23 protein-coding genes are annotated in these 25,289 nt (G+C 32.2%); 8 read left to right on the top strand and 15 right to left on the bottom strand.

Annotation, left to right across the window (positions count from 1 at the left end; genetic code table 11):
- Positions 1–109: 109 nt before the first annotated feature.
- Complete coding sequence (locus tag ACNQGG_RS05485) at positions 110–409, top strand: hypothetical protein (protein ID WP_417962024.1); 300 nt, start codon at positions 110–112, stop codon at positions 407–409.
- Between the two features lie 5 nt (positions 410–414).
- Here the strand turns inward: ACNQGG_RS05485 and uvrA are convergent, their stop codons facing one another.
- Positions 415–3,213: an excinuclease ABC subunit UvrA gene (uvrA, locus tag ACNQGG_RS05480; RefSeq protein ID WP_417962023.1), complete on the bottom strand. Its 2,799-nt coding sequence runs from the start codon at positions 3,211–3,213 to the stop codon at positions 415–417.
- Positions 3,214–3,630: 417 nt separating this feature from the next.
- Here uvrA and ACNQGG_RS05475 point away from each other — a divergent pair, with 417 nt between their 5' ends.
- The gene (locus tag ACNQGG_RS05475; protein ID WP_417962022.1) at positions 3,631–4,215 is read left to right on the top strand and encodes an RNA polymerase sigma factor; all 585 of its coding nucleotides are present in this window, start codon (positions 3,631–3,633) and stop codon (positions 4,213–4,215) included.
- 51 nt (positions 4,216–4,266) lie between these two features.
- Entirely contained in the window at positions 4,267–4,410 is a 144-nt protein-coding gene (locus ACNQGG_RS05470) for a hypothetical protein (RefSeq protein ID WP_417962021.1), read from the top strand.
- Between the two features lie 113 nt (positions 4,411–4,523).
- Here ACNQGG_RS05470 and ACNQGG_RS05465 read toward each other — a convergent pair whose 3' ends face one another.
- Entirely contained in the window at positions 4,524–5,189 is a 666-nt protein-coding gene (locus tag ACNQGG_RS05465) for an endonuclease III domain-containing protein (protein ID WP_417962020.1), read from the bottom strand.
- 80 nt (positions 5,190–5,269) lie between these two features.
- Here ACNQGG_RS05465 and bcp point away from each other — a divergent pair, with 80 nt between their 5' ends.
- Complete coding sequence (gene bcp, locus ACNQGG_RS05460; RefSeq protein ID WP_417962019.1) at positions 5,270–5,722, top strand: thioredoxin-dependent thiol peroxidase; 453 nt, start codon at positions 5,270–5,272, stop codon at positions 5,720–5,722.
- Positions 5,723–5,869: 147 nt separating this feature from the next.
- Here the strand turns inward: bcp and ACNQGG_RS05455 are convergent, their stop codons facing one another.
- Complete coding sequence (locus ACNQGG_RS05455) at positions 5,870–7,330, bottom strand: TonB-dependent receptor (RefSeq protein WP_417962018.1); 1,461 nt, start codon at positions 7,328–7,330, stop codon at positions 5,870–5,872.
- Between the two features lie 95 nt (positions 7,331–7,425).
- Here ACNQGG_RS05455 and ACNQGG_RS05450 point away from each other — a divergent pair, with 95 nt between their 5' ends.
- Positions 7,426–8,190, top strand: coding sequence for an MBL fold metallo-hydrolase (locus ACNQGG_RS05450; protein WP_417962017.1), 765 nt, complete (start codon positions 7,426–7,428; stop codon positions 8,188–8,190).
- Positions 8,191–8,200: 10 nt separating this feature from the next.
- Positions 8,201–8,701: a hypothetical protein gene (locus ACNQGG_RS05445; protein WP_417962016.1), complete on the top strand. Its 501-nt coding sequence runs from the start codon at positions 8,201–8,203 to the stop codon at positions 8,699–8,701.
- A 51-nt stretch (positions 8,702–8,752) separates the two neighbouring features.
- Here ACNQGG_RS05445 and ACNQGG_RS05440 read toward each other — a convergent pair whose 3' ends face one another.
- From ACNQGG_RS05440 to ACNQGG_RS05425, 4 genes are read right to left on the bottom strand one after another with little or no spacing between them, the layout of a single operon-like run.
- Positions 8,753–9,400, bottom strand: coding sequence for an alpha/beta hydrolase (locus ACNQGG_RS05440; protein ID WP_417962015.1), 648 nt, complete (start codon positions 9,398–9,400; stop codon positions 8,753–8,755).
- Between the two features lie 4 nt (positions 9,401–9,404).
- Complete coding sequence (locus ACNQGG_RS05435) at positions 9,405–9,731, bottom strand: hypothetical protein (RefSeq protein WP_417962014.1); 327 nt, start codon at positions 9,729–9,731, stop codon at positions 9,405–9,407.
- 44 nt (positions 9,732–9,775) lie between these two features.
- Positions 9,776–11,029, bottom strand: coding sequence for a dihydroorotase (locus tag ACNQGG_RS05430; RefSeq protein WP_417962013.1), 1,254 nt, complete (start codon positions 11,027–11,029; stop codon positions 9,776–9,778).
- A gap of 30 nt (positions 11,030–11,059) precedes the next feature.
- Positions 11,060–12,988: a BatA domain-containing protein gene (locus tag ACNQGG_RS05425; RefSeq protein WP_417962012.1), complete on the bottom strand. Its 1,929-nt coding sequence runs from the start codon at positions 12,986–12,988 to the stop codon at positions 11,060–11,062.
- A 181-nt stretch (positions 12,989–13,169) separates the two neighbouring features.
- On the opposite strand from ACNQGG_RS05425, the gene ACNQGG_RS05420 reads away from it, so the two are divergent.
- Positions 13,170–14,282, top strand: coding sequence for a lactonase family protein (locus tag ACNQGG_RS05420; RefSeq protein ID WP_417962011.1), 1,113 nt, complete (start codon positions 13,170–13,172; stop codon positions 14,280–14,282).
- A 162-nt stretch (positions 14,283–14,444) separates the two neighbouring features.
- Here ACNQGG_RS05420 and ACNQGG_RS05415 read toward each other — a convergent pair whose 3' ends face one another.
- The 8 genes from ACNQGG_RS05415 to ACNQGG_RS05380 form a co-directional block, all read right to left on the bottom strand.
- The gene (locus ACNQGG_RS05415; protein ID WP_417962010.1) at positions 14,445–15,797 is read right to left on the bottom strand and encodes a DEAD/DEAH box helicase; all 1,353 of its coding nucleotides are present in this window, start codon (positions 15,795–15,797) and stop codon (positions 14,445–14,447) included.
- A 77-nt stretch (positions 15,798–15,874) separates the two neighbouring features.
- On the bottom strand, positions 15,875–17,140 hold the full coding sequence (locus ACNQGG_RS05410) for a YaiO family outer membrane beta-barrel protein (RefSeq protein ID WP_417962009.1): 1,266 nt from the start codon (positions 17,138–17,140) through the stop codon (positions 15,875–15,877).
- Complete coding sequence (locus tag ACNQGG_RS05405) at positions 17,137–19,527, bottom strand: sulfatase-like hydrolase/transferase (RefSeq protein ID WP_417962008.1); 2,391 nt, start codon at positions 19,525–19,527, stop codon at positions 17,137–17,139. Before ACNQGG_RS05405 ends, ACNQGG_RS05410 begins: the two co-directional genes overlap by 4 nt.
- A gap of 17 nt (positions 19,528–19,544) precedes the next feature.
- Complete coding sequence (locus ACNQGG_RS05400; protein WP_417962007.1) at positions 19,545–20,975, bottom strand: glycosyltransferase family 2 protein; 1,431 nt, start codon at positions 20,973–20,975, stop codon at positions 19,545–19,547.
- Positions 20,976–20,986: 11 nt separating this feature from the next.
- Positions 20,987–22,063, bottom strand: coding sequence for a HEAT repeat domain-containing protein (locus tag ACNQGG_RS05395; protein ID WP_417962006.1), 1,077 nt, complete (start codon positions 22,061–22,063; stop codon positions 20,987–20,989).
- Positions 22,064–22,095: 32 nt separating this feature from the next.
- Complete coding sequence (locus tag ACNQGG_RS05390; RefSeq protein ID WP_417962005.1) at positions 22,096–22,464, bottom strand: response regulator transcription factor; 369 nt, start codon at positions 22,462–22,464, stop codon at positions 22,096–22,098.
- Between the two features lie 445 nt (positions 22,465–22,909).
- Complete coding sequence (locus ACNQGG_RS05385; RefSeq protein WP_417962004.1) at positions 22,910–23,674, bottom strand: TIGR02757 family protein; 765 nt, start codon at positions 23,672–23,674, stop codon at positions 22,910–22,912.
- Positions 23,675–23,853: 179 nt separating this feature from the next.
- The gene (locus ACNQGG_RS05380) at positions 23,854–24,516 is read right to left on the bottom strand and encodes an ABC transporter ATP-binding protein (protein WP_417962003.1); all 663 of its coding nucleotides are present in this window, start codon (positions 24,514–24,516) and stop codon (positions 23,854–23,856) included.
- A 193-nt stretch (positions 24,517–24,709) separates the two neighbouring features.
- Here ACNQGG_RS05380 and msrA point away from each other — a divergent pair, with 193 nt between their 5' ends.
- Entirely contained in the window at positions 24,710–25,258 is a 549-nt protein-coding gene (msrA, locus tag ACNQGG_RS05375; RefSeq protein WP_417962002.1) for a peptide-methionine (S)-S-oxide reductase MsrA, read from the top strand.
- Positions 25,259–25,289 lie beyond the last annotated feature (31 nt).

Genomic DNA, 25,289 nt, shown 5'->3' with positions numbered 1-25,289 from the left:
AAAGTGGGTATTGTGGAAACAAGGTGTTGGCCTTATTTTTGCAAATAATATGTTCGCAAAATATTTTTGAAAAGAATAATAAATAGCTAAAGTAATTTACCCAATAATTATGCAAAGCAAACAATATATTAACGAAGAGAGCCTACAAAAATTTTCTAATATTATAGCAAATAAAATTCATAATGGATTTGTTATAACTGAAAGAAATGATGCATTGCCATTTGCAATCTTATCAAAAGATGCAAAAGCAGTAGATCATAGTTTTAATTTTTTACTTTGTTGTGTAACACTAGGTTTATGGTCCATAGCTTGGATTTATCTAACGTACGTTTCATCTAGAGAAAAAAAGATATTAGTTGCCATCGATGAGGATGGAAATACATTTGAAGAAAAATGTTATTCTGAATAGATTTTTTATAATTTATCTTTAAGGTATTTTCCAGTGATTGATTTTTTTATTTTCACTATTTCTTCGGGTGTCCCTACAGCTAATAATTTTCCGCCATTTTCCCCTCCTTCAGGGCCCAGATCAATAATCCAGTCGGCACATTTTATAAGATCAAGGTTGTGTTCGATAACAATTATCGAATGCCCCTTGTCTATCAAAGCATCAAATGAAGCCAATAATTTCTTAATGTCATGAAAATGCAGTCCTGTTGTAGGTTCGTCAAAAACAAAAAGAGCTTTCTCTTTTGTGGCTCCTTTTACTAAGAAAGAAGCAAGTTTTATGCGTTGGGCTTCTCCACCTGAAAGAGTAGAAGAGGATTGTCCTAATTGTACATATCCCAATCCAACATCTTGTAGTGGTTGAATTTTTTGAGTGATTTTAGCTTGCTTATGAGTGATGAAAAATGCAATTGCATCATCAATGGTCATCGTAAGAATATCGTTTATATTTTTACCTTGAAAGGCAACCTCCAAAACTTCTTTCTTAAAACGTTTTCCGTTACAGGTTTCACAAGGCAATTGCACATCAGCCATGAAAACCATTTCTACGTTTATGGAACCCTCTCCTTTGCAGGTTTCACATCTTCCGCCATCAACATTAAAAGAAAAATGTTTGGCCTGATATCCTCTTATTTTTGATAATTTTTCCTTGGAATACAATTCTCGGATGTCATCATAAGCTTTGATATAAGTCACCGGATTAGAACGAGAACTCCTTCCAATTGGGTTTTGATCTACGTATTCAATATGTTTGATTTGTGAAAATGAACCTGTCATTTCAGTAAATTGTCCTGCTTTTTCTCCAGCATTCTCCAATTTTTTTTGCATGGCAGGAAATAAAATCTTCTTTACAAGTGTACTTTTTCCGCTTCCTGAAACACCTGTAATAACGGTCAATACATCCAATGGGAATGTAACATCAATATTTTGCAGGTTATTTTCTCGGGCTCCTTTTATTTCTATAAAATTCTTGAAAATTCTTCGTTTTTTAGGAACTGTAATTTCTAAATCACCATTCAAATATTTTGCGGTAAGTGACGTCGATTTCAGGATTTCATCATACGTACCTTGAGCCACTAAATTACCACCCAAAGTCCCTGCTTCAGGGCCAATGTCGATAATCATATCAGCCGCTTTCATAATGTCTTCGTCGTGTTCGACTACAATAACGGTATTGCCTAGATCACGAAGCGACAGCAATACTTTTATCAATCGTTCTGTATCTTTTGGGTGCAAACCAATACTGGGTTCATCAAGAATGTACATAGATCCTACTAAACTGCTTCCCAATGAAGTTGCTAAATTAATTCTTTGTGATTCACCTCCGGAAAGTGTCGCTGAATTTCTATTTAAAGTAAGATAATCCAAACCAACTTCAGTTAAAAAGGATAATCGATTATTGATTTCTACTAATAGTCGCTTTGCAATTTGTTTTTCGTAAACATCTAAGTCAATATTTTCGAAAAAGGTGACCAAATGCTTTATGGGTAAATCAACTAAATCAGAAACGGTTTTACCATTAATTTTTACATAAGAAGCTTCTATTCGCAAGCGTTTTCCTTTACAGGAATGGCATTTGGTTTTACCGCGATAACGAGAAAGCATCACACGGTTTTGAATCTTATAATTTTTTTCTTCTAATTCCTTAAAGAAATCATTCAGGCCTTGGAAGTAGTTATTTCCATTCCAAATCAATTCTTTTTGGTCCTCGGATAATTGATAAAAAGGTTTATGAATGGGAAAGTCAAATTTGTAAGCGTTGTTTACTAATTGGTCTCGAAACCAACTCATACTTTCTCCTCGCCAAGGAAAAATCGCGTTTTCAAATATGGATAAAGTTGTGTTAGGAACCACTAATTCGGCATCAATTCCTATTATATTTCCGTAACCTTCACATACAGGACAAGCACCATAAGGATTGTTGAAACTGAATAAATGTACATTTGGTTCCAAAAAAGTAATACCGTCCAGTTCGAAATTATTAGAATAAGAAAATGTTTTATCCGAATTTAATTCCTGTAAATAACAAATTCCCTTCCCTTCAAAAAAAGCGGTTTGAACGGCATCCGCCAGTCTATTGTAGAATTCTTCTTCTCCCGAAGTTTCGGGATTGACAACAATTCGATCGATGATGAGCTTTATGTCTTTATTGTCTAAAGAATGTTGGTCGATTTCATCTAAACGGACCATTTCATTATTAATCAGAATCCTGGCAAAACCTTGTTGTAAAAGGACTTTTAGTTTGTCTTCCAGTTTTCGGCCTTCTTCCAGATGAACAGGGGCCAGCAGTAACCATTTGCTATTAATGTCAAATTTTTTCACATCACTTACCACATCGGTGACCGTGTTTTTTTTGACTTCTCGTCCTGAAATAGGAGAATAAGTTCTTCCAACTCGAGCAAATAATAATTTTATATAATCGTAAATTTCAGTTGAAGTTCCTACCGTAGAACGCGCATTCGTAGTGTTTACTTTTTGTTCAATAGCAATTGCAGGAGCAATTCCTTTGATATATTCCACTTTTGGTTTATCCAAACGACCAAGAAATTGTCTTGCATAGGAAGATAGACTTTCTACATAACGGCGTTGTCCTTCGGCGTATAAAGTATCAAATGCCAGGCTTGATTTTCCTGATCCGGAAAGCCCAGTGATAACAACTAATTTATTTCGAGGAATCGCAACATCTACATTTTTTAAATTATGTACTTGTGCGCCTTTGATAATAATATTTTTCTTAGGATCTAATGTGGAAAGGTCAACTTGCATAAAAATAATTAATTTTCACAAAAGTAATCAATTTTCATTGGAGAAAAGAGGTTGAACAAATCACAAATTTAGCATTGTTAATAGAATGAAATCATAAATACGGTTCTCGGAATTTTGTATGGCTATTAAATTTCGTGTTAAATAGTTTTTTTATTTCTTAAAGCAGAATAGTTTTAAAAAAAATATTTTTTAGTCTTGTTATTGCGTATATTTATATCTCTTTAACGCCGAATTTAAATTTAAATTGTAAGATCTATATTCTATAGATGTTGATTTTTCTTAATTTAATTTGTTTGTTAAAATAATTATTCGCTAAATTTGAGCATTAAAAAACAACCCTAATAATCTTAGCCTATAGTGTAAAACTACTTTTTAGAGAAAATTCTCCCTTTTAATTAAAAACTAAAAAGTATAACTATGGCTAGTACACAACTTCCAGACGCATTATTGGTTCAGGATTATGTTGCAGGTAATGAAGATGCCTTAGCATCATTGATCAAAAGACACGAATCAAAAATTTATGGTTTTATATATTCTAAAATCTCCGATAGAGATATTTCGAATGATATTTTTCAAGATACCTTTATTAAGGTAATAAGAACCTTAAAATCAAATTCTTATAATGAAGAAGGAAAGTTCTTACCATGGGTAATGAGAATCTCTCATAATCTTATTGTGGATCATTATCGAAAAACTAAAAAAATGCCCATGTTTAGAGAAACAGAGGAATTTTCTATTTTTTCAATAATGTCAGATGACTCTCTTACTATAGAAAACAAAATAATATCAGAACAAGTCGAGATGGATTTAAAAAAACTTATTGAAGAACTTCCTATAGATCAAAAAGAAGTTTTGGTCATGAGAATGTATCAGGACATGAGTTTTAAAGAAATTTCTGAGGTGACAGGTGTGAGTATAAATACTGCTTTGGGTAGAATGCGTTATGCGTTAATGAATATGAGGAAAGTTATTGATAAACATCAAATTGTTTTGACTAATTAACAATAAATTGAAATTTGCTCCGTTGTAATATAAAAACAAATTTATTACAATATGGCAAAAATTTACTTCAAAAAATTATTAGTTACTAAGAGCATGAAGCCCGAGAAAGAAATCGTTTCTTTTTTATTGAATTATTCAAAAGCGTTAAGCATAATAAGAATAGAAGATAAAAGTTTCGAAATTATAGCGAATTAAGACAGTCCTTTTAAATATAGGGTGTTATTTTATTGAAAAAAAATCAAGTACTATTTTTTTAGTACTTGAATAACCGGATTCCACTAATCTTACAGTAAGATTAGTGGAATCTCCTATTTAGAGGAGTTCTGTTTTTGGTAGTAGTCATCTAAGACTGATTTTTTCCCAATCGTTTTGGTGATAATATCTTTATCCAAATCCCAACCACGCGCTGGCGAATATTGGCGTCCATACCAAATGATTTGTAAGTGCAAATCATTCCATATTTCCTCTGGAAAAATGCGTTTGGCATCCTTTTCTGTTTGAACTACATTTTTTCCATTTGTCAAATTCCATCGGTACATTAAGCGGTGTATGTGAGTGTCTACAGGAAAAGCAGGAACCCCAAAAGCTTGAGACATTACTACACTTGCCGTTTTATGTCCAACTGCCGGTAATTCTTCTAAAAATTCAAAACTTTGCGGTACTTTTCCACCATGTTTGTCAATTAAGATATGAGATAAGCCATGAATACCTTTCGATTTCATGGGGGATAAGCCACAAGGGCGTATGATTTCCTTAATTTCTTCCACTGACATTTTTATCATATCATACGGATTATCTGCTTTTGCAAAAAGCAACGGTGTGATTTGATTCACACGGACATCCGTACATTGTGCCGAAAGTAAAACCGCAATCAATAAAGTATAAGGATCCTTATGGTCTAACGGAATAGGAATCGTAGGATATAATTCTTTTAACGTATTTATAACAAACGTTACACGTTCTTGTTTATTCATTATTCATTAAATTTGATTTGTAAAGAAAAACAATCTCAATAGCAATTCAAATTCAAATCAAACAAATAAAAATATAAATAATGACAACATTAAAAAAAGGAGATAAAGCACCCGATTTTTCTGGTCTGGATCAAGACGGAAAAAGGTATCAATTAACTGATTATAAAGGAAAAAAACTAGTCGTTTTCTTTTATCCAAAAGCTAATACACCTGGATGCACTGCCGAGGCTTGTGATTTGAGAGATAATTTTGAACGTTTCAAAGCTAATAATTACGAGCTTCTGGGTGTAAGTGCTGATCCGCAGAAAGCCCAAGCAAAGTTCAAAGAAAAATATGATTTCCCTTTTCCATTATTGGCTGATGAAGATAAATCAGTAATTGAGGCATTTGGTGTTTGGGGGCCGAAGAAGTTTATGGGAAAAGAATATGATGGGATTCATAGAACTACTTTTGTGATCGATGAAAACGGAATTATAGATGAAGTGATCTCTGATGTAAAAACCAAAGCACATGCTGCTCAGATTCTGAAGTGAATTTTCAGATTTCAGTAGGTAGATTTTATTAAAAAGGCACTAAAGATTAAAATTTCAATCTTAGTGCCTTTTTTATTTCCTTTTATTGTCTTATTAAAACTATCAATACTATTTAAGGATTGACACCTGAGACCTTGCTAACTGAATCTAGTTACTTTCTTTTAATAATTTACTTGGATCATAACCAAAAAGGTGATGTTCTTTTATAATTTCAGCAATACCGGAAGGAAGCATAGTTTCCCAACCTGGTTTTCCTTGACTTATCATGTTGAGTACTTCACGCGAGAATACTTCCAGAATATTAGGATCATAATCTATAATATCAACAACTTTGCCATTGAATTTGAAGAATTTGTACAATTCTTTCATTCTAGGATGTACTTTCAAATTGTCTGAAGTGATAATTTCACCATTTTCGCCAATCATTGGATACAAAAAGACTTTCATATCACGGTAAAATAATTTTCCGAAGGCTTCCAGAATCCCACCACTTAAATGGCGGTAGTATTTTTCGTCAAAAATATCAACCAAATTATTTACTCCCATTGCTAATCCCATTCGGGCCTTAGTATAATTGGCAAAATATTCCACTACTTTGTAATATTCCTGGAAATTAGAAATCATTACCGTTTGTCCTAATGAACAAAGTAATTCGGCTCGATCCATAAAATCTCTTTCGTCAATTTCACCATCTGAACGTAAATTCGAAAGGGTAATTTCAAAAACAACAAGAGTATTATCGACTTCTACTTTATTCTCGTTCAGAAACATTTTTAATGATTTCTCATACATGTCCATGTTTACTTTTGTAACCGGACGAAAACTTCCTCTAAAAGCAAGAATATTTTTTTTGTATAATATTGCTGCAGGAAGGATGTTTTTCCCATCAGGATTAAACATAACGGCATCAGTCATTCCGTTTTTTACTAACTGTAAACTCATCAAACGATTGTCTACATCTGCAAAACGCGGTCCTGAGAAATTAATAGTATCTATTTCTAACTGATCTTTATCCAAGTGATCATATAAATAACGCAACAAACGCTTAGGGTCATTGTATTTATAGTACGCGCCATAGATTAAATTAACACCAAGAATACCAAGTGTTTCTTGTTGTAATCGTACATCTGTTTCCTTAAAACGAATGTGAATAATAATTTCATTATAATCCTCATCCGGTTCAATTTGGTAACTGATTCCTACCCACCCATGTCCTTTAAATTGTTTGGCAAAATCAATAGTGGCTACAGTATTGGCATAACTAAAAAACATTTTGTTAGGATGTTTTTCTCTGCTTAAACGCTGCTCTATTAAGTTGACTTCATGAGACAGCATTTTTTTTAGTCTGCTTTCCGTAACGTAGCGTCCGTCTTTTTCTGTACCATACACAGCATCACTAAAATCTTTGTCATAGGCAGACATCGCTTTTGCAATAGTACCGGAAGAACCACCTGATCTAAAAAAATGTCTTACAGTTTCTTGCCCAGCACCAATCTCTGCGAAAGTTCCGTAGATATTTTCATTCAAGTTGATACGAAGTGCTTTGTCTTTTATGGAAGGAATTTGCTCGATGACTTTGTCACCTTTTAATTTTATTTCAGTACCCATTTTATTTTAAATATGGCTAATATGTTACAAAGTTAGTTAAATAGGGTTCTAATGAAAGATAATTAACCCTATTTTTGTAAAAAAATCTAAGAGCATTGAAGGTATATTTTTTAGGTACAGGCACATCACAAGGAATTCCTATTATAGGAAGCAATCATCCAGTATGCAAAAGCACTGATTTTAAGGATAAAAGGCTTCGGGTTTCGGTTTGGATCTCTTGGGAAAACCATTCATTCGTAATCGATTGCGGACCTGATTTCAGGCAACAAATGCTTTCTTCTAATTGCCAAAAAGTAGATGGAATCCTATTTACTCATGAGCATTCAGATCATACTGCCGGTTTGGATGATATTCGCCCGTTTAATTTTAAACAAGGCGAGATTCCAATTTATGCGCACCAAAGGGTAATTGACAATCTTCAAAAGCGTTTCGATTATGTTTTTGAAACCGTAAATAGATATCCGGGAGCACCATGTGTCGCAACGATTGAAGTGATCAATAATCAGCCATTTTCTATTGGTGATAAAACGGCTATTCCTATAGATGTGATGCATGCGGGACTTCAGGTTTTTGGGTATAGAATAGATGACTTTGCCTATTTGACCGATGTGAAAACAATTGAAGAAAGCGAAATAGAAAAGTTAAAAGATCTAGAAGTATTGGTGATAAACGCTTTGCGTGAAGAATCTCATATTGCGCATTTCAATTTGCAGGAAGCATTAGATTTTATAACTTTGGTTCAGCCTAAAAAAGCCTATATTACTCACATCAGCCATATTCTTGGGTTTCATGAAGAAGTGCAAAAAAGACTTCCAGAGAATGTTTTTCTTGCGTATGATAATCTAGAAATTACAATTTAATCAGTCTAAAATGAAAAAATCATTATTGCTTTACGCCTTTATCCTAGCTTTATTATTTAATGTTTACACCTATATGTTCTTGAGTAAAGAAGTAACTTTTGAACAAGATAGATATAAAAAGGTAACTACAAAGTTGAAAGATAGTTTGAATTCGGTTAAAAATAAATTAGCGGACTCCAATTATTTTTCTTTGGAAAAAAACGAAAATGCCCAAAATTATTTTGAATCTTCAAATTCAGGAAAGATCATTCAATATGAAAAATTAATTCCTTTTGTAACCGAGAAATTATTGGATTATAATTCAAATCCTAATGGAAATCCCTACGTAGGGCAGGATAAAATAGGAGCTAATAAATTTATAATCAATAAGATCAGGATTCTAAATCATCGTTGGATTATTGCGGATTTTAGCGATGGCGAAATTTGGGGAGAAGTGTTATTGAAATACTTTGTCAACAATGATGACAGTATTACTTTTGAAGTGAATCAATCTTTGTTGTATCAAAAATAAAGCTTTAGTTTTCAGTCGCAATGAATACTCAATGCGACTGAAAACTGAATGCTAATTTTCAAGAAGCCAATTCTTGAAATCATAAAAATTTTGTGGTGCTACACCATGGCCTACAGGATATTCTTTGTAGGTAGAATGAATGCCTAATTTCTCCAGAAATGGTTTTGTTTTTCGGGCCCATTCCACAGGGATTACTTGATCTGCAGTTCCGTGAGAATGGAATATTTTAAGTTTTGTAAAATCGTTTCTCAGATAATTTTTTTCTAAAATAGGTTCGCTTACATAACCGCTCAACGCAACGACTCTTTGCACTTTATCAGGATGAGATAACGCTATTGCATAACTTAAAATCGAACCTTGACTGAATCCAACCAAAGTCACTTTTTTAGCATCAATTGGATAGGTTTCAATTAACTCGGCAATAAATTGAGCGATTAAATCTCTTGATATTTTGGCTTGTTCATGATCTGAAAATTTGTTTTCGTCAGCATCAAAATTGATGGCGTACCAGGCATACGCACCATATTGCATATTATAAGGGGCTCTTGCTGAAATGATGTAGTATTCATCAGGAAGCTCGGTCGCAAATGAAAATAAATCTTCCTCGTTGCTACCGTAACCATGTAATAAAAGTAAAAGTGGGTTTTTGTCTAATTTTATTTTAGGTTCTCGTATTTTATATTCTAAAGATAAATTCATTTTGTTATGATATGTTTTTAAGCCATTTTTGAAAATAAGTTCCTAATAAAGGAACCGGTTTTGTTTCGCCTTTTATAGCACTAGTGATACCATAGGACCATAAAACAAATACAAAAATCCACATAGGGGCAGAAATCATTAAGCTGTCAAAATTGCTGATAATTAGTCCTAATGATATAAAGGTAAAAGTGAGTCCTAATCCCTGTCGGATGTGGAATGAAGCAAAAGTATTTTTGTCTTCAGAATTCATTGACATCGCTATAAATACACCTATTCCTAAGATATAACTTGTAATTGCGGCAGTTTTTCCTGCTTCTGTAGTGTTATTCATATTTTTTATTTTTTCTCACTTTGGGTCTCTGGAAGATTTTTTATTTATACTAAAATTAGTTGTCCTTGATTCAGAATCCCGTGAACTTTTCCTTTGATTTCTGTTCCCAGAAAAGCGGAATTTTTCGATTTCGATAAAATGGACGATTTCGTAAAAATGCTTTTTGGTTCTGGGTTGAATAGGGTAATGTTAGCTTTTGAGCCTTCATTAATGGTTTGTATATCGATACCAAACCTAGATTTTCCAGATGTTAATTTCTCTATTACAGTTTCTAATGGTAGTACCGTCATCAAAGTACCAAAAGTACTTTCTAAGCCGATTGTTCCATTTTTGGACGTATCAAACTCCATTTTTTTATGTTCAATGTCAATTGGATTATGGTCGGAAGTAATCATATCAATCGTTCCATCTTTTATTCCTTTCAATAGCGCTTTTCTATCTGTTTCTGTTCTCAATGGTGGAGAAACTTTAAATCTTGTATCGAATTCTTCTAGTTTTTCATCTGTTAAAACTAAATTATGGACTGCTACACTACAGGTTACATTTAATCCATTGGCTTTAGCCTCTTTGATTAACTGAACTGATTTTTTAGTCGAAATAGTTGGAATGTGTAATTTTCCTCCGGTATATTCTAACAGAAATAAATTTCGTGCGATTTGTAATTCTTCGGCAAGATTTGGAATTCCTTTCAAACCTAATCGAGTAGAAACAATCCCTTCATTAGCTACTCCGTTTCCTTTTATGTTTTCATCTTGAGCAAATGCAATAACCAATCCGTCAAAATCCTGGACGTATTGTAAGGCTATTTTTAGCAAATTAGCATTGTTCAAACTTTTACCGTAATCTCCAAAAGCAATTGCGCCCGCTTTTTTCATATCATACAATTCAGCCATATCTTTTCCTTCACTTTGTTTTGTCAAAGCGCCAATCGGGAAAAGTTGAGTTGCAAATCCATGAGCTTTATTTACCACAAAATTCACTTGGGATTGATTGTCAATAATAGGGAAGGAGTTGGGTTGTAATGCAATTGCTGTAAAACCGCTTTTGGCAGCTACATCAAGCCCGTTTGAAATGGTTTCTCTGTCTTCAAAACCAGGTTCTCCAAGGGAAACGCTACTGTCAAACCAGCCTTGTGATACATGCAAATTATCGAGTTTTACTTCGTCTGCTTTTTCTAAATTGGGAAGCGATTTGCCAATTTTTTTTATAAAACCATCAACAATTAAAATATCTACTGTCTTGTTATGAAAAGGACTTTTCGAATCGATAATTTTTGCTTCTCTGATGATTATATTCATAATGATTGTTTAATTATTTGAAATTCGACTTTACTTCACGAACCGTATAATTGCCATTTCGGTTAGTAGAAATAACAGTGCAAAGATAACAAACCATTTCCAAATTTGATTATCAGTTCTGTCAGTTTGTAAAGTGTCAAAAAATGATGTTATAGATTCGGCTGTTTTATAATTTGAGACTATATTTTCATTGGCTGCAGCCAAATTGCTTTCGGTTCTGTTGTAATTAAAACTGATGTTTTCTAACCATGTTTTTTTATTGTAAATACTATAATTTCCAGCTTGTTCCGGATAATCATTGAAAATCATTTTCACTTTATTATTCAAAATTTGTTGAATAGGAATAAATTGTTCATCTGCACCTTTAACGGTTAAAATATCATCTTTATTTAATGAAGCGTCTGTGAAATGGGGATTGTTATTTCCTATGATCAAAGCACTTATGACATTGTTTTGATTGTTCATTGCCATTTTATAAAATGTAGGGACAATCAATGGCGATTGTTGGAAATTTGAATTTAGTGTATTAATTGGTGCGGAGAAAATAAAAACTGCTGCAGCCGAATTTGCCAACGAAGTCAGAAAAATACTTTGGTCTTCATAGGATAAAGCAGCTGGACTTGAGCTGGATAAGCCAAACGAATTTTTTGTTTTTGGATATTGAAAATTAGTGACTTTATTTTCGAAAACAGTATTGAATATAGGATGATTAAAATTGATTTTAGTAATCAGTTTTTCTTTATTTTCAAAAGAGTTGAATTTGATATTTCCAAAATTCATCAAAAAAGGATTCAAATTAGCAACCGAAGCCACTGCCGAAGGAATCATAATTAAATTCCCGCCTTTTTCCACAAAAGAGTTTAAAGTAGTTTGTAGCGCTTGGGGAATTTCATCCAATTCATTTAAAACAATCGTATTTTGCTCTTCCAGTTTGTTATAATCCAGTGACCCTAAAGTATAATTATTAAAATTAAATTCTTCAGCCGTATAAATTCGATAAAGAAAATTGCTTTTTTCTGGTTCACCAATGCTGATTACATTCGTTTTCTTCGTTTTTGAAATGCTGAAAAACAAAGTGTTATCATAACTCAAACCATTGTCAATAATAGAAACATAACCATGAAAAGCTTGTTTTGGAATTGTAAAATTGATACTTTTTTTCTTTGAATTTAAAGTTACTATCGTCTTTGCAATAAGTTTGTTGTCATTATATAAAGAAATAGGAATTGGATTGAATTCTTCGCCATAATCAGATAATTGGACACTAATTTCATAAAAATTATCTTGTGTTTTATTGATATAAACACTGTCAATTGAAGCGTTGTTTTTTTGTTCTGCTTTCGGGATTATGAATTGGGGAGAATCAGCTGCGTTACTATTTTTTAATTGTTTCTCATCAAGTCCTACAGCATCCGTGATGATGATAATGTCTTTTTTAAAAGTAGATTTATGCGCTTTTATTTTTGCCATTATATTGTCCAACTTAAAAGGCGCAGCACTATATTTAAGGTTTTGTAAAGAACTTCTAACCGACTTTATATCCGTGTTCCAATAATTCTCTGAATTGGTAAGCAAAGAAAAATTTATTTTTTCCGGAGTTTCTTCCAGTAATTCCTGGACGGCTCGTTTTAGTAATTCGCCTTTTTTGCCTTTGGCTTGCATGCTAAAAGAATTATCCAAAATAATATACAATTCATTAGTGGGGTTTTTACTGTCTTTTGAATCGAAAAAAGGTTGCGCAAATGCTATAATAATACAAGCGAGTAACAATAAACGACAGGCGAGAAGCAACCATTTTTTGATTTTGGAGCTTTTTCTGGTTTGTGTCGAAAGTGCTTTTAAGAAACGAACATTAGTGAAATATTCTTTTTTGAAACGGCGTAACTGAAATAAATGAACCAAAATTGGTACAATCAATAAGAAAAGAAAGTATGTAATTTCGGGATGTTTAAAATGCATTTTTATTTCAAGTTTACTTCACGGGATTTTATTTTCAATGGAGTTCATTGAATTTAGTAGTCAAAAATACAAATTAGTTGACAGTTTTGTTTGAAGTTGGTATAATTTTTCAAAGGAACAAACAATTGCCATTGATTCTAAAATATTTATGTATTTTAGCTTTTCAATAAAATTTAAAAACATGAAAAATTCATATGTTGTTCTTCTTTTAGTTTTCAGTTTAACAAGTGTGCAAGCACAAAAAAACAAATTCAATTTGCTAATTGGAACTTATACCAACAGCTGTGAAAGTAAAGGAATTTATACCTATGATTTTGATTCAGATACTGGAGGTTTTAATCTTAAAAACACTACTGATAATGTAGTAAACCCAAGTTATTTGACTGTTTCTAAAAACAATAATTATGTTTATTCAGTAAATGAAAATGGAGCTGAAAGTACGGTAAGTTCTTTTGGTTTTAATGCTTCAACTGGAAAATTAAGCTTAATTAATAAACGAAGCTCCATAGGAGCTGATCCTTGTTATATTATTAATGATGATAAAAATGTAATTGTGGCCAATTATTCCGGTGGTAATATTTCTGTTTTTGGTAAAAATAACGATGGAAGTATTTCTGAAGCAAAACAGGTAGTGCAACACTTTGGAAAAGGAATTAATGTACAGAGACAAGAGAGACCTCACGTTCACATGGTTCATTTTTCTCCGGATAGAAAGTTCATTTTATCTAATGATTTAGGGAATGACAAAGTATATTCGTACCAATACAATCCAAATGCAACGAATGAAATTTTGAATATTAAAGACAGTATTTCTGTGAAATCTGGAAGTGGACCAAGACATTTAACGTTTAGTAATGACGGGAAATTTGTTTATTTATTGCAGGAATTAGATGGAGCATTGACTGTTTTTAGTTATTCAAACGGAATATTAAAAAAAATAGAAGAAACTACCATTTTACCTAAAGATTTTAAGGGAACTTTCAGTTCTGCAGACATTCACATTTCGCCTGATGGAAAATTTTTATATGCTACTAATAGAGGTGAGGCAAATTCTATTTCCATTTTTAAAATTCAAAAAAATGGAAAATTACTGTCGAAAGGACAAAGGAGTACTTTGGGAAAAGGACCTAGGAATTTTGCGATTGATCCAACTGGAAAATTTCTTCTGGTAGCACATCAGTATTCTAATGATGTTGTTGTTTTTAAAAGGAATATAACTACGGGAGCACTTACTGATACTGGAAAAAGAATTGCTTTGTGTTCTCCGGTTTGTTTGGTTTTTACAAAGAATTAAACTTGAAAATTGAATAAAACTCACGAAAAAAAAGGGTTGAAAAATGATTTCCATTTCCAACCCTTTTTGTACTATTTATTCTTGTTTTTATCTTTTATCCCTGATGGTCAGAAAAAAAAATCAGGATTTAGAAATTGAACACTAAAAACTGAATGATGATCACTATTTGTTCTTATCTTTTCTTTTTTTATCTCTGGTTTTTAGCATATTTCTGTTTACAGAACCATGTGTTTTTTTCTTGGTTACACCTGGCCCACCTAAATTGACTTTCTTATTCTTTTTACTTTTCTCTTGAAAAGCCCCATCACCTTCAAGCTTCTGTTTTTTCATCATAAACTTAATCGGTTGTCTGTCTTTTTCAGGTTCGATTAATTTTGATGACACTTCAACTGTTTCTGGGAAAGGTTCAATATCTAATTCCATATTCATCAACACTTCCACTTCCACTTTAGATTCTTCTTCGCGAGGAGCAATAAGACTTATCGCTGTTCCTGTTGCATCGGCACGACCGGTTCTACCAATTCTGTGCATATACAATTCAGGCATTTCGGGCATTTCAAAGTTGATAACATGGGTGATATTAGAAATATCCAAACCTCTTGCCATAATATCTGTGGTAATCAAACCACGTAAATTTCCTTCTTGGAAAGAAGCCATTGTACTCAAACGATAATTTTGAGATTTATTCGAGTGAATTACCCCAAACTGTCCTTCAAAATCTTCTTCGATTCGTTCGTGAACCATATCTGAAATCTTCTTATTATTCACAAAAACCAAAACACGACTCATGTCTTCGTTGGTTTCCAACAAGTGTTTTAGAAGGTTTATTTTGGTGTTAAAATTGGGAACTTTATAGGTAATTTGTTTGATGTTTTCCAATGGTGTTCCTGATGCCGAAAGCGTAACTTCCTCTGGATAATCAAAATAGTCATTTAAAATGGCATCTACTTCATCCGTCATCGTTGCCGAAAAAAGTATGTTTTGACGTTTTTTAGGCATCATAGCCAAAATAGCTGTCAATTGCGTTCGGAAACCTAAATTAAGCATTTCGTCAAACTCATCAATAACCAGTTTTTGCATTTCTTCAAAACGAATCACATTATCTAATGTTAAATCCATGATTCTTCCCGGAGTTCCCACGAGTATGTCACAACCTTGATAAACGGTTGTTTTTTGAGTATTAATGTTGACACCTCCAAAAATACCAACGGTACGAACCGACATGTATTTTGTCAGTTTTTCTACTTCTTCCACTACTTGTACTACAAGCTCACGTGTAGGAACCAGAATCACTATTTTAGGGGTGTGTCCCGGAGTAAATTTATATAGTTTTAATAAAGGCAATAGGTATGCAAATGTTTTACCGGTACCGGTTTGCGCAATTCCCATCATATCTCTTCCAGACATTATCACAGAAAAAGTTTTTTCCTGGATGGGAGTTGGAGATGTAAATCCTAAATCATCTATTGCTTTTTGTACAGATTTAGGGAGATTGAATTGTTCGAAAGTACTCATTTGCTTAAATTTTGTGCAAAGATAGTCTTTTTGAGAGGAATGTTAAGTTTTGATGCTAAACTTCAATAATCTACCCCCTATTTGAATCTTATTTCCCACGATAAATTAAGGGAATAGATCCAAAAGTATTTGCCTGGGTCAAATATTATTTCTTGATGCGTAACTGCAAATTGAGTTCCCCAAGCATTTTGTTTGTTTGACGAAGAAAAATAATATCCCAAATTAATTTTTTGAGACTTTAAATTTATGATTGAGGCTTCATTTTCATTAAAAATAAACTGATTTGTTTCAGGGGAAAAACCAATTCCTAATGAAAGCCCTAAATAATTGTCGGCATCACTACGGTATTTGCGATATGCGATGGTTCCAGAGCTGCTGGTTCCGGCGCCACCAGGCGTTATATAAGGACGAAATGACCAATAGCTATTTCCATAATACCAACCTACAGAGCCGGTATATATAGTTGTGGAGGTGCTGTACATTAAAGTTCGGAATCCTAAGGAAACTTCAAAACTTTTAGGTAAAGATTTGTATAGTTCTGCACCAAATCTAACATCTGGAAACAGAAATGAATTTGACAAACCAACATTAACATAGGCATAAAATCCTTTTGAAATTTTTGGGTATAAATCGACTTCATACTGTAACCCATTTTCCTTGAATCTTCTATTGAAATTTACTTTCGCTATTATACTTCCGTATTTTGTTTGGCGGCCATATTTAAGAGTATGATATTGCATTGGATCAAATACATCCGAATATAAATCAACAGTTGAATTAATTCCAATAGAATTTTGACTGAGTATTTTATTTAAACTTACTTTATAATCACTAGCTTTTTTATCCTCTGGATTTTTATCTAATATAAATTGAACAGTATTTAATGCTTCTATTGGATTGTATGTGCTTTCTTGGGCACTTGCCTTTAAATACAATAGTTCAGCATCGTCAGGAAAATTTTTCAAAGCTTCATTTGTCATTTCTAAAGCTGCAAATGACATATTTGCCCAAGACTCATTTTTTATTGCTGCTATCCAAGTACTCTTGTTTTTAGTATCTCTTTCTAAAACATAAGCAAACTCTTTTCGGGCTTTTTTATAGTCGCCATCCCAAGAATAGGTTGTTGCTAAAAAAGAACGAATTTCGTGATAATCTGGATACTTAGTTAGTATAGAAATCAAAGTGTCCTGCGCTTGTTTGCGTTGTTTATTAAAAGCTAGATTACGCGCTATCTCAAAGGAGGCATCTGGATCTCCATTGTATTTCTTCTCTTGACCTGACATTTCAAAGGCAAGTAAAAATGTTAAAAAACAAAGGAGTTTTATGACTGTTTTTGAAATCATTTTTTTAAGGATTTTTTAAAAGTTACGTAATTGTTATTCTCAGGATGTATTTTTAAAAGACTGTCAATAGTTTTATTTGCCTGATTTTTATTTTTCATCCTTTCATAGGCTTGAGCCAATTTATAGCCTAATTCGGCATCATTAATTTGATTTGCTAATCCTTTTTCACCAATTTCAATTGCTTTTTTATTTTGGCCTGACCACCAATATACATCCATTAGTGCTAAATATGAATCACCGTAAAACGGAGTCCTGTTTATGACTTCCAATAATTCAATTTCTGCATTTTTATAATCACCATCCCAAGCTAATGTTCTGCCTTTTAAAGTCCTTACGTCTCCATAATTAGGAAGCTCATTCAATATATAATTACATAATAATCTCGCTTTTTCACGTTCTTTTTTGAATGCTAAATCTCTGGCCAGAAAGAAAATCTGATCAGGATTTAATCCTTTTGTTAATTTTTTGATTGTCGAAAGTTGCTCAGCTGTAAATGCATAAGTAGGTTTTTTAAAGCTGGTGGCGGTATTGGTAATTTTATTTTTTGAGGTTACGTAAGCATTTAATTTTTTATAATCATTAAAAGAACCGGTTATCGTTTCCATCATTTCGTTGTCTGCTTCACTAAGATTGAAATTTTTATCAATTTTAAAAAGACTGCCATCGGAATAAAAATAGTCCTTATAAATATAATCATTAATACTGCCTTTGTATCTCATTAACGGAATGTCATGGATATTTCTAAATTCTCTAACGGTATCCAAACCTTGACCTATCCAAGTCGTTTTTTCCAACTTATTGAATTTGTAATTATTCGTTAAAAAGGATACTAAACTTGGCGTTACATCGGTATGTGAAGAAATGGATTTAAATTTTGCGGTTTTCTTCAACATAGGGCTGTAAATGTAAAGAGGGACATGAAAACGGGATAAATTGTCTTTTTGGGGAACTGGAATTAGCCTGTGGTCTCCAGTGATTATAAAAATAGTATTATCATAGTCGGGTCTTTTAGAATAAGCTTTCATAAAGCTTTGGATGGAATTATCAGTGTAAAGAAGACAGGCAAATATGTCTTTATATTCACTCATCTTGTTTTTTTCAAAATAAGATTTGGTATTTAAAATACGTTCGACCTTTTCTAAATACACTTTTTTAGAAGGAAAATCAAAAGGTTCGTGATTGGTAAGTGTCATTATGATATCCAATCGAGGTTCCTTTTTATCTTTTAATTCAGCTAATGTTTTGCGGTATATTTCAGCATCGGGATAACCCCAGGAGAATCCGCCTGAATTTTCTTTTGTCTTAATATATCCAGGGCCGAATTTATTGACATCAATGATTTTATCAATACCGTTATATTCTAAGAAATTACTTTTTTTATCAAATGTTGATTCATCTCCAGAATAATAAGCGGTAGTATAGCCGTTCGATTTTAGAATACTGATTAATGAATTGTGTTTAGGGATTGGATTCAATTCCATAAATCCATTTTCTCCAAAAGGCAATGAACCAATTAAAGAGGGTAACGCGCCAAATGTTCGTCCAGCATTACTCACGAAATTTTCCCAATAAAGCGATTTTGTAGCCAACGAGTCTAAGTAAGGAGTAAACCCTTTGTATTCACCATCATCGGTAAAATCGCTTCCAAGGCCTTCCATAATAATAAAAACAACATTTGGTTTTTCTTTTTGTATATTGAAAAACGGACCCAATACATCTTTTGTGCTTTCTGATTTTTTTTCCAGAGGAAATTCTTTTTTGAAAGTGAGATTACCTTCAGAGGCCAAAGCTTTATCATTTTCGGTTCTTATGATGTCACTCAATAAGAAATTTAATTTGTTTTGAGAAGTAGTTTTGTTTGTACTGGCAATTACAAAAGTTAAACTTCCAAAAACAAATAAAACGAAAAGTAAAATTTTAGTATTGATTTTATGTCCAAATGAATTGAATAACCAAATCAATCCCAGAAAAACAATTGGTACTATTATGAACGGTAAAAGCATCAGATATGATAGCGATAAAGAGGCTGTTACAGTCGTATACATGTCACTCAAAGAATATCCTAAAAGATCTGCTCCAAGATTAATATGAGTGGTTAGGCTGTATCCTATCAGTCCAAGTTGGATGATTGTGATAATTGAGAATAATACTTTGATAACAATTATTCCTATAGGATTTTTAATGTATTTTAATACTAAATAAAGGGGAAAAAATAATAATCCTATTAGTAGTCCCGTAAAAAAATCATTTAATAATTTATAGGTAAATAACTGTAAATCAAAATCTTCGAATAATTCGATTAAGCTTAACAGGCAAAAAATAATTATCAGTGAAATTGTGGCGTAAATATATTCTAAACTGTTATAGTAAGAGAATTTTTCTTTCATTTGAATGTTTTATAGAATTAGGCTTTGGTCATTCCTTTTCGTGTCATGGCTCCCCATTTCTTTTTTTTGTTAAAATAATAATCAATATTTCCACTAATTGCTGCATACAAAATGACTGGATGATTAACAAAAGGTTCTAAAAAAGCAATCTTCAATAGGTTGAAACCTGTTCCTTTCTTTTTATATTGATGATAGGTAAGTTCTTCAGTAATTATGGCAACTATTGAAAACAAGACTGAAAATAAATAGGCGAAAATAATAAATACTAATGAATAATCCCATCTTACATGATTTAATGCAATAAGAATTCCAAAATAAAGGATACCGGCTACTTCTATAATTGGAGCCATTCTTTCGAAAAAAAACCAATATGGATAACTGATAATTCCCAAGGATTTATATTTTGGATTAAACCCTATTTTACGGTGTTTTTTAAGTGTTTCGATAGTTCCACGAGTCCACCTGTTTCTTTGGGATGTAAATATTTTATAGCTGTCTGGCGCTTCTGTCCAGCATAGTGGGTCAGGAATATAAGCTACTTTATATTTTTGTTTCTCCTCTTCCATGTACCTTCTCATTCGCACAATAATTTCCATATCTTCCCCTACGGTATTTGTATCGTAACCGCCCACTTTAATGGCTATTTTTTTATCAAATAAACCAAACGCACCCGAAATCACTAACAGGCCGTTTAGTCTGCTCCATGCCATTCTTCCTAATAAAAAGGCTCTCAAATATTCTAAAATTTGACCTTGTTCCAGCCAAGTTTTAGGAAAGTTTATATCGAGTAATTTACCATCCTTAACGGTGCATGAATTGGCTATTCTGATTACTCCACCGGCTGCAATTACTTTGGCATCTGTTGTTTCCAGAAAGGGCTTAATCATTTTTTGAAGCGCATCTTCCAGCAATAAACAATCCACATCTATACAGGCAACATATTTGTTTTTACTTATATTAAGTCCCATATTTAGAGCATCAGCTTTTCCTCCGTTTTCTTTGTCAATTACAGTTAATTTGTCAAATGCAGGGTTTATAGATTTATAAATGCCTTTTCTTAGTGGTTTTGTTTTAATCTGTTCATTGATATGATGGCTTATTTGAATTAAGTCATAGGCTTCAATGAGTTTGCTTAAACTATCATCTTTACTTCCATCATTTACAATGATAACATCATAATTTACATAGTGACTCGACAATAAGGAACGTACATTTTCAACAATGTTTAAACTTTCATTGTATGCAGGTGCAATAATGGAAATTGAAGGAGAAAAAGTCGAAGATAATATTTCCTTATAATTAACAAAGCTATTTTTCTTTACATACTCAATTGTTTCGATAGCCGAAATTACTGCTAATATGACATAAGATCCAATTGCAATTGCAGAAAAAATAAAAAAGAAATAAGGAATGATTGACATTATAATTTGTACGGTGCTTGAATCCATAGTCAATTGGTTTAGGCTGTTAGCATTTTTTTTAGTTCAATCTCGTATAAAGTATATTCTTCAAAATTAATATTTTTCAATATCTCCATTATTAACAACTTAATTTCAAAATTTTTGTGATGTATATGTTCCAATAAGAAAGGCTTATCGCTATTCTCATACACATTTTCCATCATTTTTAAAAAAGCGATTTGTTCTTCATGACTGCGCTCATTAAAATTGTCTTTCAAAATGTTTTTAGCTTCAACAATATTCAGATGGCTTAATGCAGAAATTACATTAACTCTTACGTCTTCACTGTTATGATTTAACAGTTTAATAAGTTCTTCTTTTGCTTCAAATTGATTGTAGACTTTAGTAAGTTTTAAAGTAAAAATGACTACAGAATCATTTGAAGATTTCAACCATGGCCTAATATCTACAATTTGTGGGTCATTGTAAAGTTGAAGGATTTCTAACAATTGAATCTGATCCCATTCAGATAAGGATGTTTCTAAAATATTCAAAAATTCAAGCCCTTTGAATGCATATAAATGGACAAGGTATAATTGCATTTCCTTACGAACTTCTCTCTTAGGATGGTTAATGTTATTGATTATTATTTTATGAACTCCCTTTATTTTAAATTGTGTAAGCTCTCTAATTCCGATAGCGATGATATCCCATTTTTTACTTCTTAATTTGGCTAACGAGTACCGTAAAAGCCCCAGTTTAATATAGAGTTTGTCAATAGATTCAGCTATTTCACCAGAAATCTCATTTCTTAATTTTAATAATGTTGAAATAATAATTTTCCTTTTAAAAGGATCAGCTACACATTTTTTTAATTCATTGATAATTAATTGTTGTTCTGAACTAAAGCTTCCATCTTCATTTCCAGAATATAAATAGGTAACAAGATAAGATTCATAATCCTCTTGATATTTAGCCTTAATCATTTCATTCTCCCTTAAGTTGTTTCTTAAATAGATCAGATACATTATTAGCATTGCAATAATTATTGAGAAAATACAGCTTAAGCTCCAGGCCAATTTGATTATTGGTGGAAAATGTTTTAAAAATTCTAAAAGGTAAAGGTTCCCGTTCATAACTAGATGCTTTAAGTTATTTGTTCGAAATATTAAATGAGCAATCGTTTTATCCTGATTACTAATTCATGGGGACTAAAAGGCTTACTCATAAAATCAGTAGCTCCCAAGTCAAATGCTTTAAGCACTATTTCTTCCTGTCCAGCTGAGGAAAAAACGACAATAGGAGTAGGTACATTTAATTTGTTTCTTACATGACTGATTACTTCTAATCCGCTGACAAAAGGCATCATAATATCGGTTAAAATTAATTCCGGATTGTGCTCTTCTATTAATTCTATTGCTTGCTTTCCGTCAATAGCTATAAGAAGTTTATAACCTTCTTTTTCTAATCTGAATTTTAGTAATAATGAGAGAACTGAATTATCTTCGGCTAGAACAATTTTTTTAGTTTTATTCATTTGTTGAGTGTTTTGAATTAGGTTAATAATTCACATTTAAAATATCATAAAATTATTTGTTAATAGCTTCAATAATTTCTACTCTTTACTTTCTTGTAAATTAAATCGATTTATTCAAAATTTAAATTTTTTATCTAGTTGTCACTTTTTTAATTCTAAATTTTGAGTTTTTTTAAATCTAATTTATTAGTAATTCTATTAACCAAATATAATGCAATTTTTTTTCAAAATATTCGATAAAGTGCATATAAAACAGATAAAGAGCATAAAAGTAATTAAATATAAGTTAAATACTACGAAATTTTTAAAATAAAAATTACTAAATATACCTTAAATTGTTTATAAAAAGAGGTGTTGTAATAATTAAAATAGTATTTTGATTAATTTCAATGTTTCAAGAAAATTGGAGTTGTCGATTTTCGATTAGTAAACGTTGTAGTAAAAATTAAAATCCTTCGAAAACACCCAATCCGAATAATGCAAAGTCATATTTCACTGGATCATTTGCATCGAATTCCCGGAGTTTTAGATCTAATTCAGCTAATGCTTTTCCGTCGTTTTGTTTTCGGCTAAGCAATCCTAATTTTCGGGCTACATTACCGGAATGCACATCCAAAGGACAAGATAAAGAAGCAGGGGAAATACTTTTCCAGATTCCTAAATCAACTCCTTTGTTGTCTTGACGCACCATCCATCGGAGAAACATGTTGATTCGTTTTGCTGCCGAATTATTCAAGGGATCTGAAATGTGTTTTTGGGTTCTATACTGATGTGGAATTTCGAAGAATGTCTTTTTGAATTCCGAGATACTTTTTTGCATAGTTGCTAATTCTTGGTTTTTAGCATATACGGATTCTAAGCCATTGTGGTTTTGATAAATATTTTTTAAGCTTCTGATAAAACTGGCAAAATCCTGTCCGTTGAAAGTTCTATGAACAAAAGTTTCTAGTCGTTCCAAATCATTTTCGGAATGTGACATAACAAAATCATAAGGAGCATTCCCCATTAAATTCATCATTTTATGAGAATTTTTGATAATCATTTTGCGATTTCCCCAAGCAATTGTTGCGCTTAGAAAACCAGCGATTTCAATATCTTCTTTTTGTGAAAATAAGTGCGGAATTTGGACTGGATCACTTTCTATGAAGTCAAGCGTGTTGTACTGTACAACTTTTTCGTCTAGGAAGGATTTGAGTTCGGAGAAATTCATAATTGAAACGCGGATGAGACGGATTTTAAAGAAAATACACGGATTTAAAATTAATTACAGATTAGAATAAATTAGCTTAGCCCAGATAGCAGTGGAAATCCTTTCTAGTCCTGAACTTGTTCAGGATCCTGAACAAGTTCAGGACTAGAAAGATTGCAACGTATAGCTGGAAATAGCTCCTAATTACTAATTTGTCCATCTATCATTACTAATTTTCTATCGGCCATATTTGCTAGCTCTTCATTATGCGTTACAATCACGAAAGTTTGTCCCAATTCATCACGTAATTTAAAAAATAATTGGTGCAGGTTTTCGGCAGATGCTGTGTCAAGATTTCCCGAAGGCTCATCGGCAAAAATGATTGCGGGTTTGTTGATTAAAGCTCTTGCAACAGCCACACGTTGCTGTTCCCCACCGGAAAGTTCATTAGGTTTGTGATTCATACGGTGCGAAAGACCAAGGTAGGTTAGGAGTTTTTCGGCTTCTATTTCTGTTTCTACTTTGGATTTATTGGCAATAAAAGCGGGAATGCAAACATTTTCCAACGCCGTAAATTCAGGTAATAATTGATGAAATTGGAATATAAAACCTAAATTTAAATTTCTGAATTTGGACAGATTTTTGTCGTTCATAGTCAGAATATCTTCGTCATTAATGCGTAATTCGATTCCGTTTTCAACTGTAGGTTTGTCTAAAGTTCCAAGAATTTGCAAAAGTGTTGTTTTACCTGCGCCCGAAGCCCCAACGATAGAGACAATTTCCCCTTTTTGAATATGTAAATCAACTCCTTTCAACACATGTAGTTGATTGTAATATTTATGTAGATTTTTGACTTGTATCATTTTGAAACTATTTTCACAAAGAAACAAAGATTTTAATGATTATTAAATGGTTCACAATATATTTTCCTTCACAAATTATAAACTTTAGTTAATAAGGATTAATCACTTCCTATTATTAGATTAAATTTGGGTTTAGATTATTGGCTATAATAATCTAAAATCAATTTTTTTTGTAAACGAAATAAACTAATAAATGGAAATGGAACAAGGAATGGAAGTTGCTACTTTTGCCGGTGGTTGTTTTTGGTGTACCGAAGCAGTTTTTTTAGAATTGAATGGGGTGAAAACAGTGGTTTCGGGATATATAGGCGGAGAAACAATTAATCCAACATATAAAGACATTTGCAATGGCGATACCGGTCACGCTGAGGCGATTCAAATTACTTTTGATCCCAGTAAAATAAGTTTTGGCGAATTGTTGGAAATATTTTTTGCAACACATGATCCTACTACTTTGAACCGTCAAGGAAATGATATTGGGACACAATACCGAAGCGAAATTTTCTATAATAATATAAATCAGAAAGATTTAGCCGAAGCATATATTGCTTTAATGACTAGCGAAAATACGTTTGGGGAACCAATTGTTACCGTAGTTTCACCAGCTACATTATTTTATGAAGCCGAGGATTATCATCAAAATTATTACAATCAAAATAAATTGCAAGGATATTGCAGTTATGTAATTACGCCAAAAGTAGAAAAATTGAAAAAGATTTTCAAAGACAAGATCAAAAATTAATTGGCATTAGATTTGTGTGTTTTGCAATAAA

The sequence above is a fragment of the Flavobacterium esculini genome (genome assembly GCF_048284325.1).
GTDB lineage: Bacteria > Bacteroidota > Bacteroidia > Flavobacteriales > Flavobacteriaceae > Flavobacterium.
This window is presented reverse-complemented; position numbering and strand designations above follow the sequence as displayed.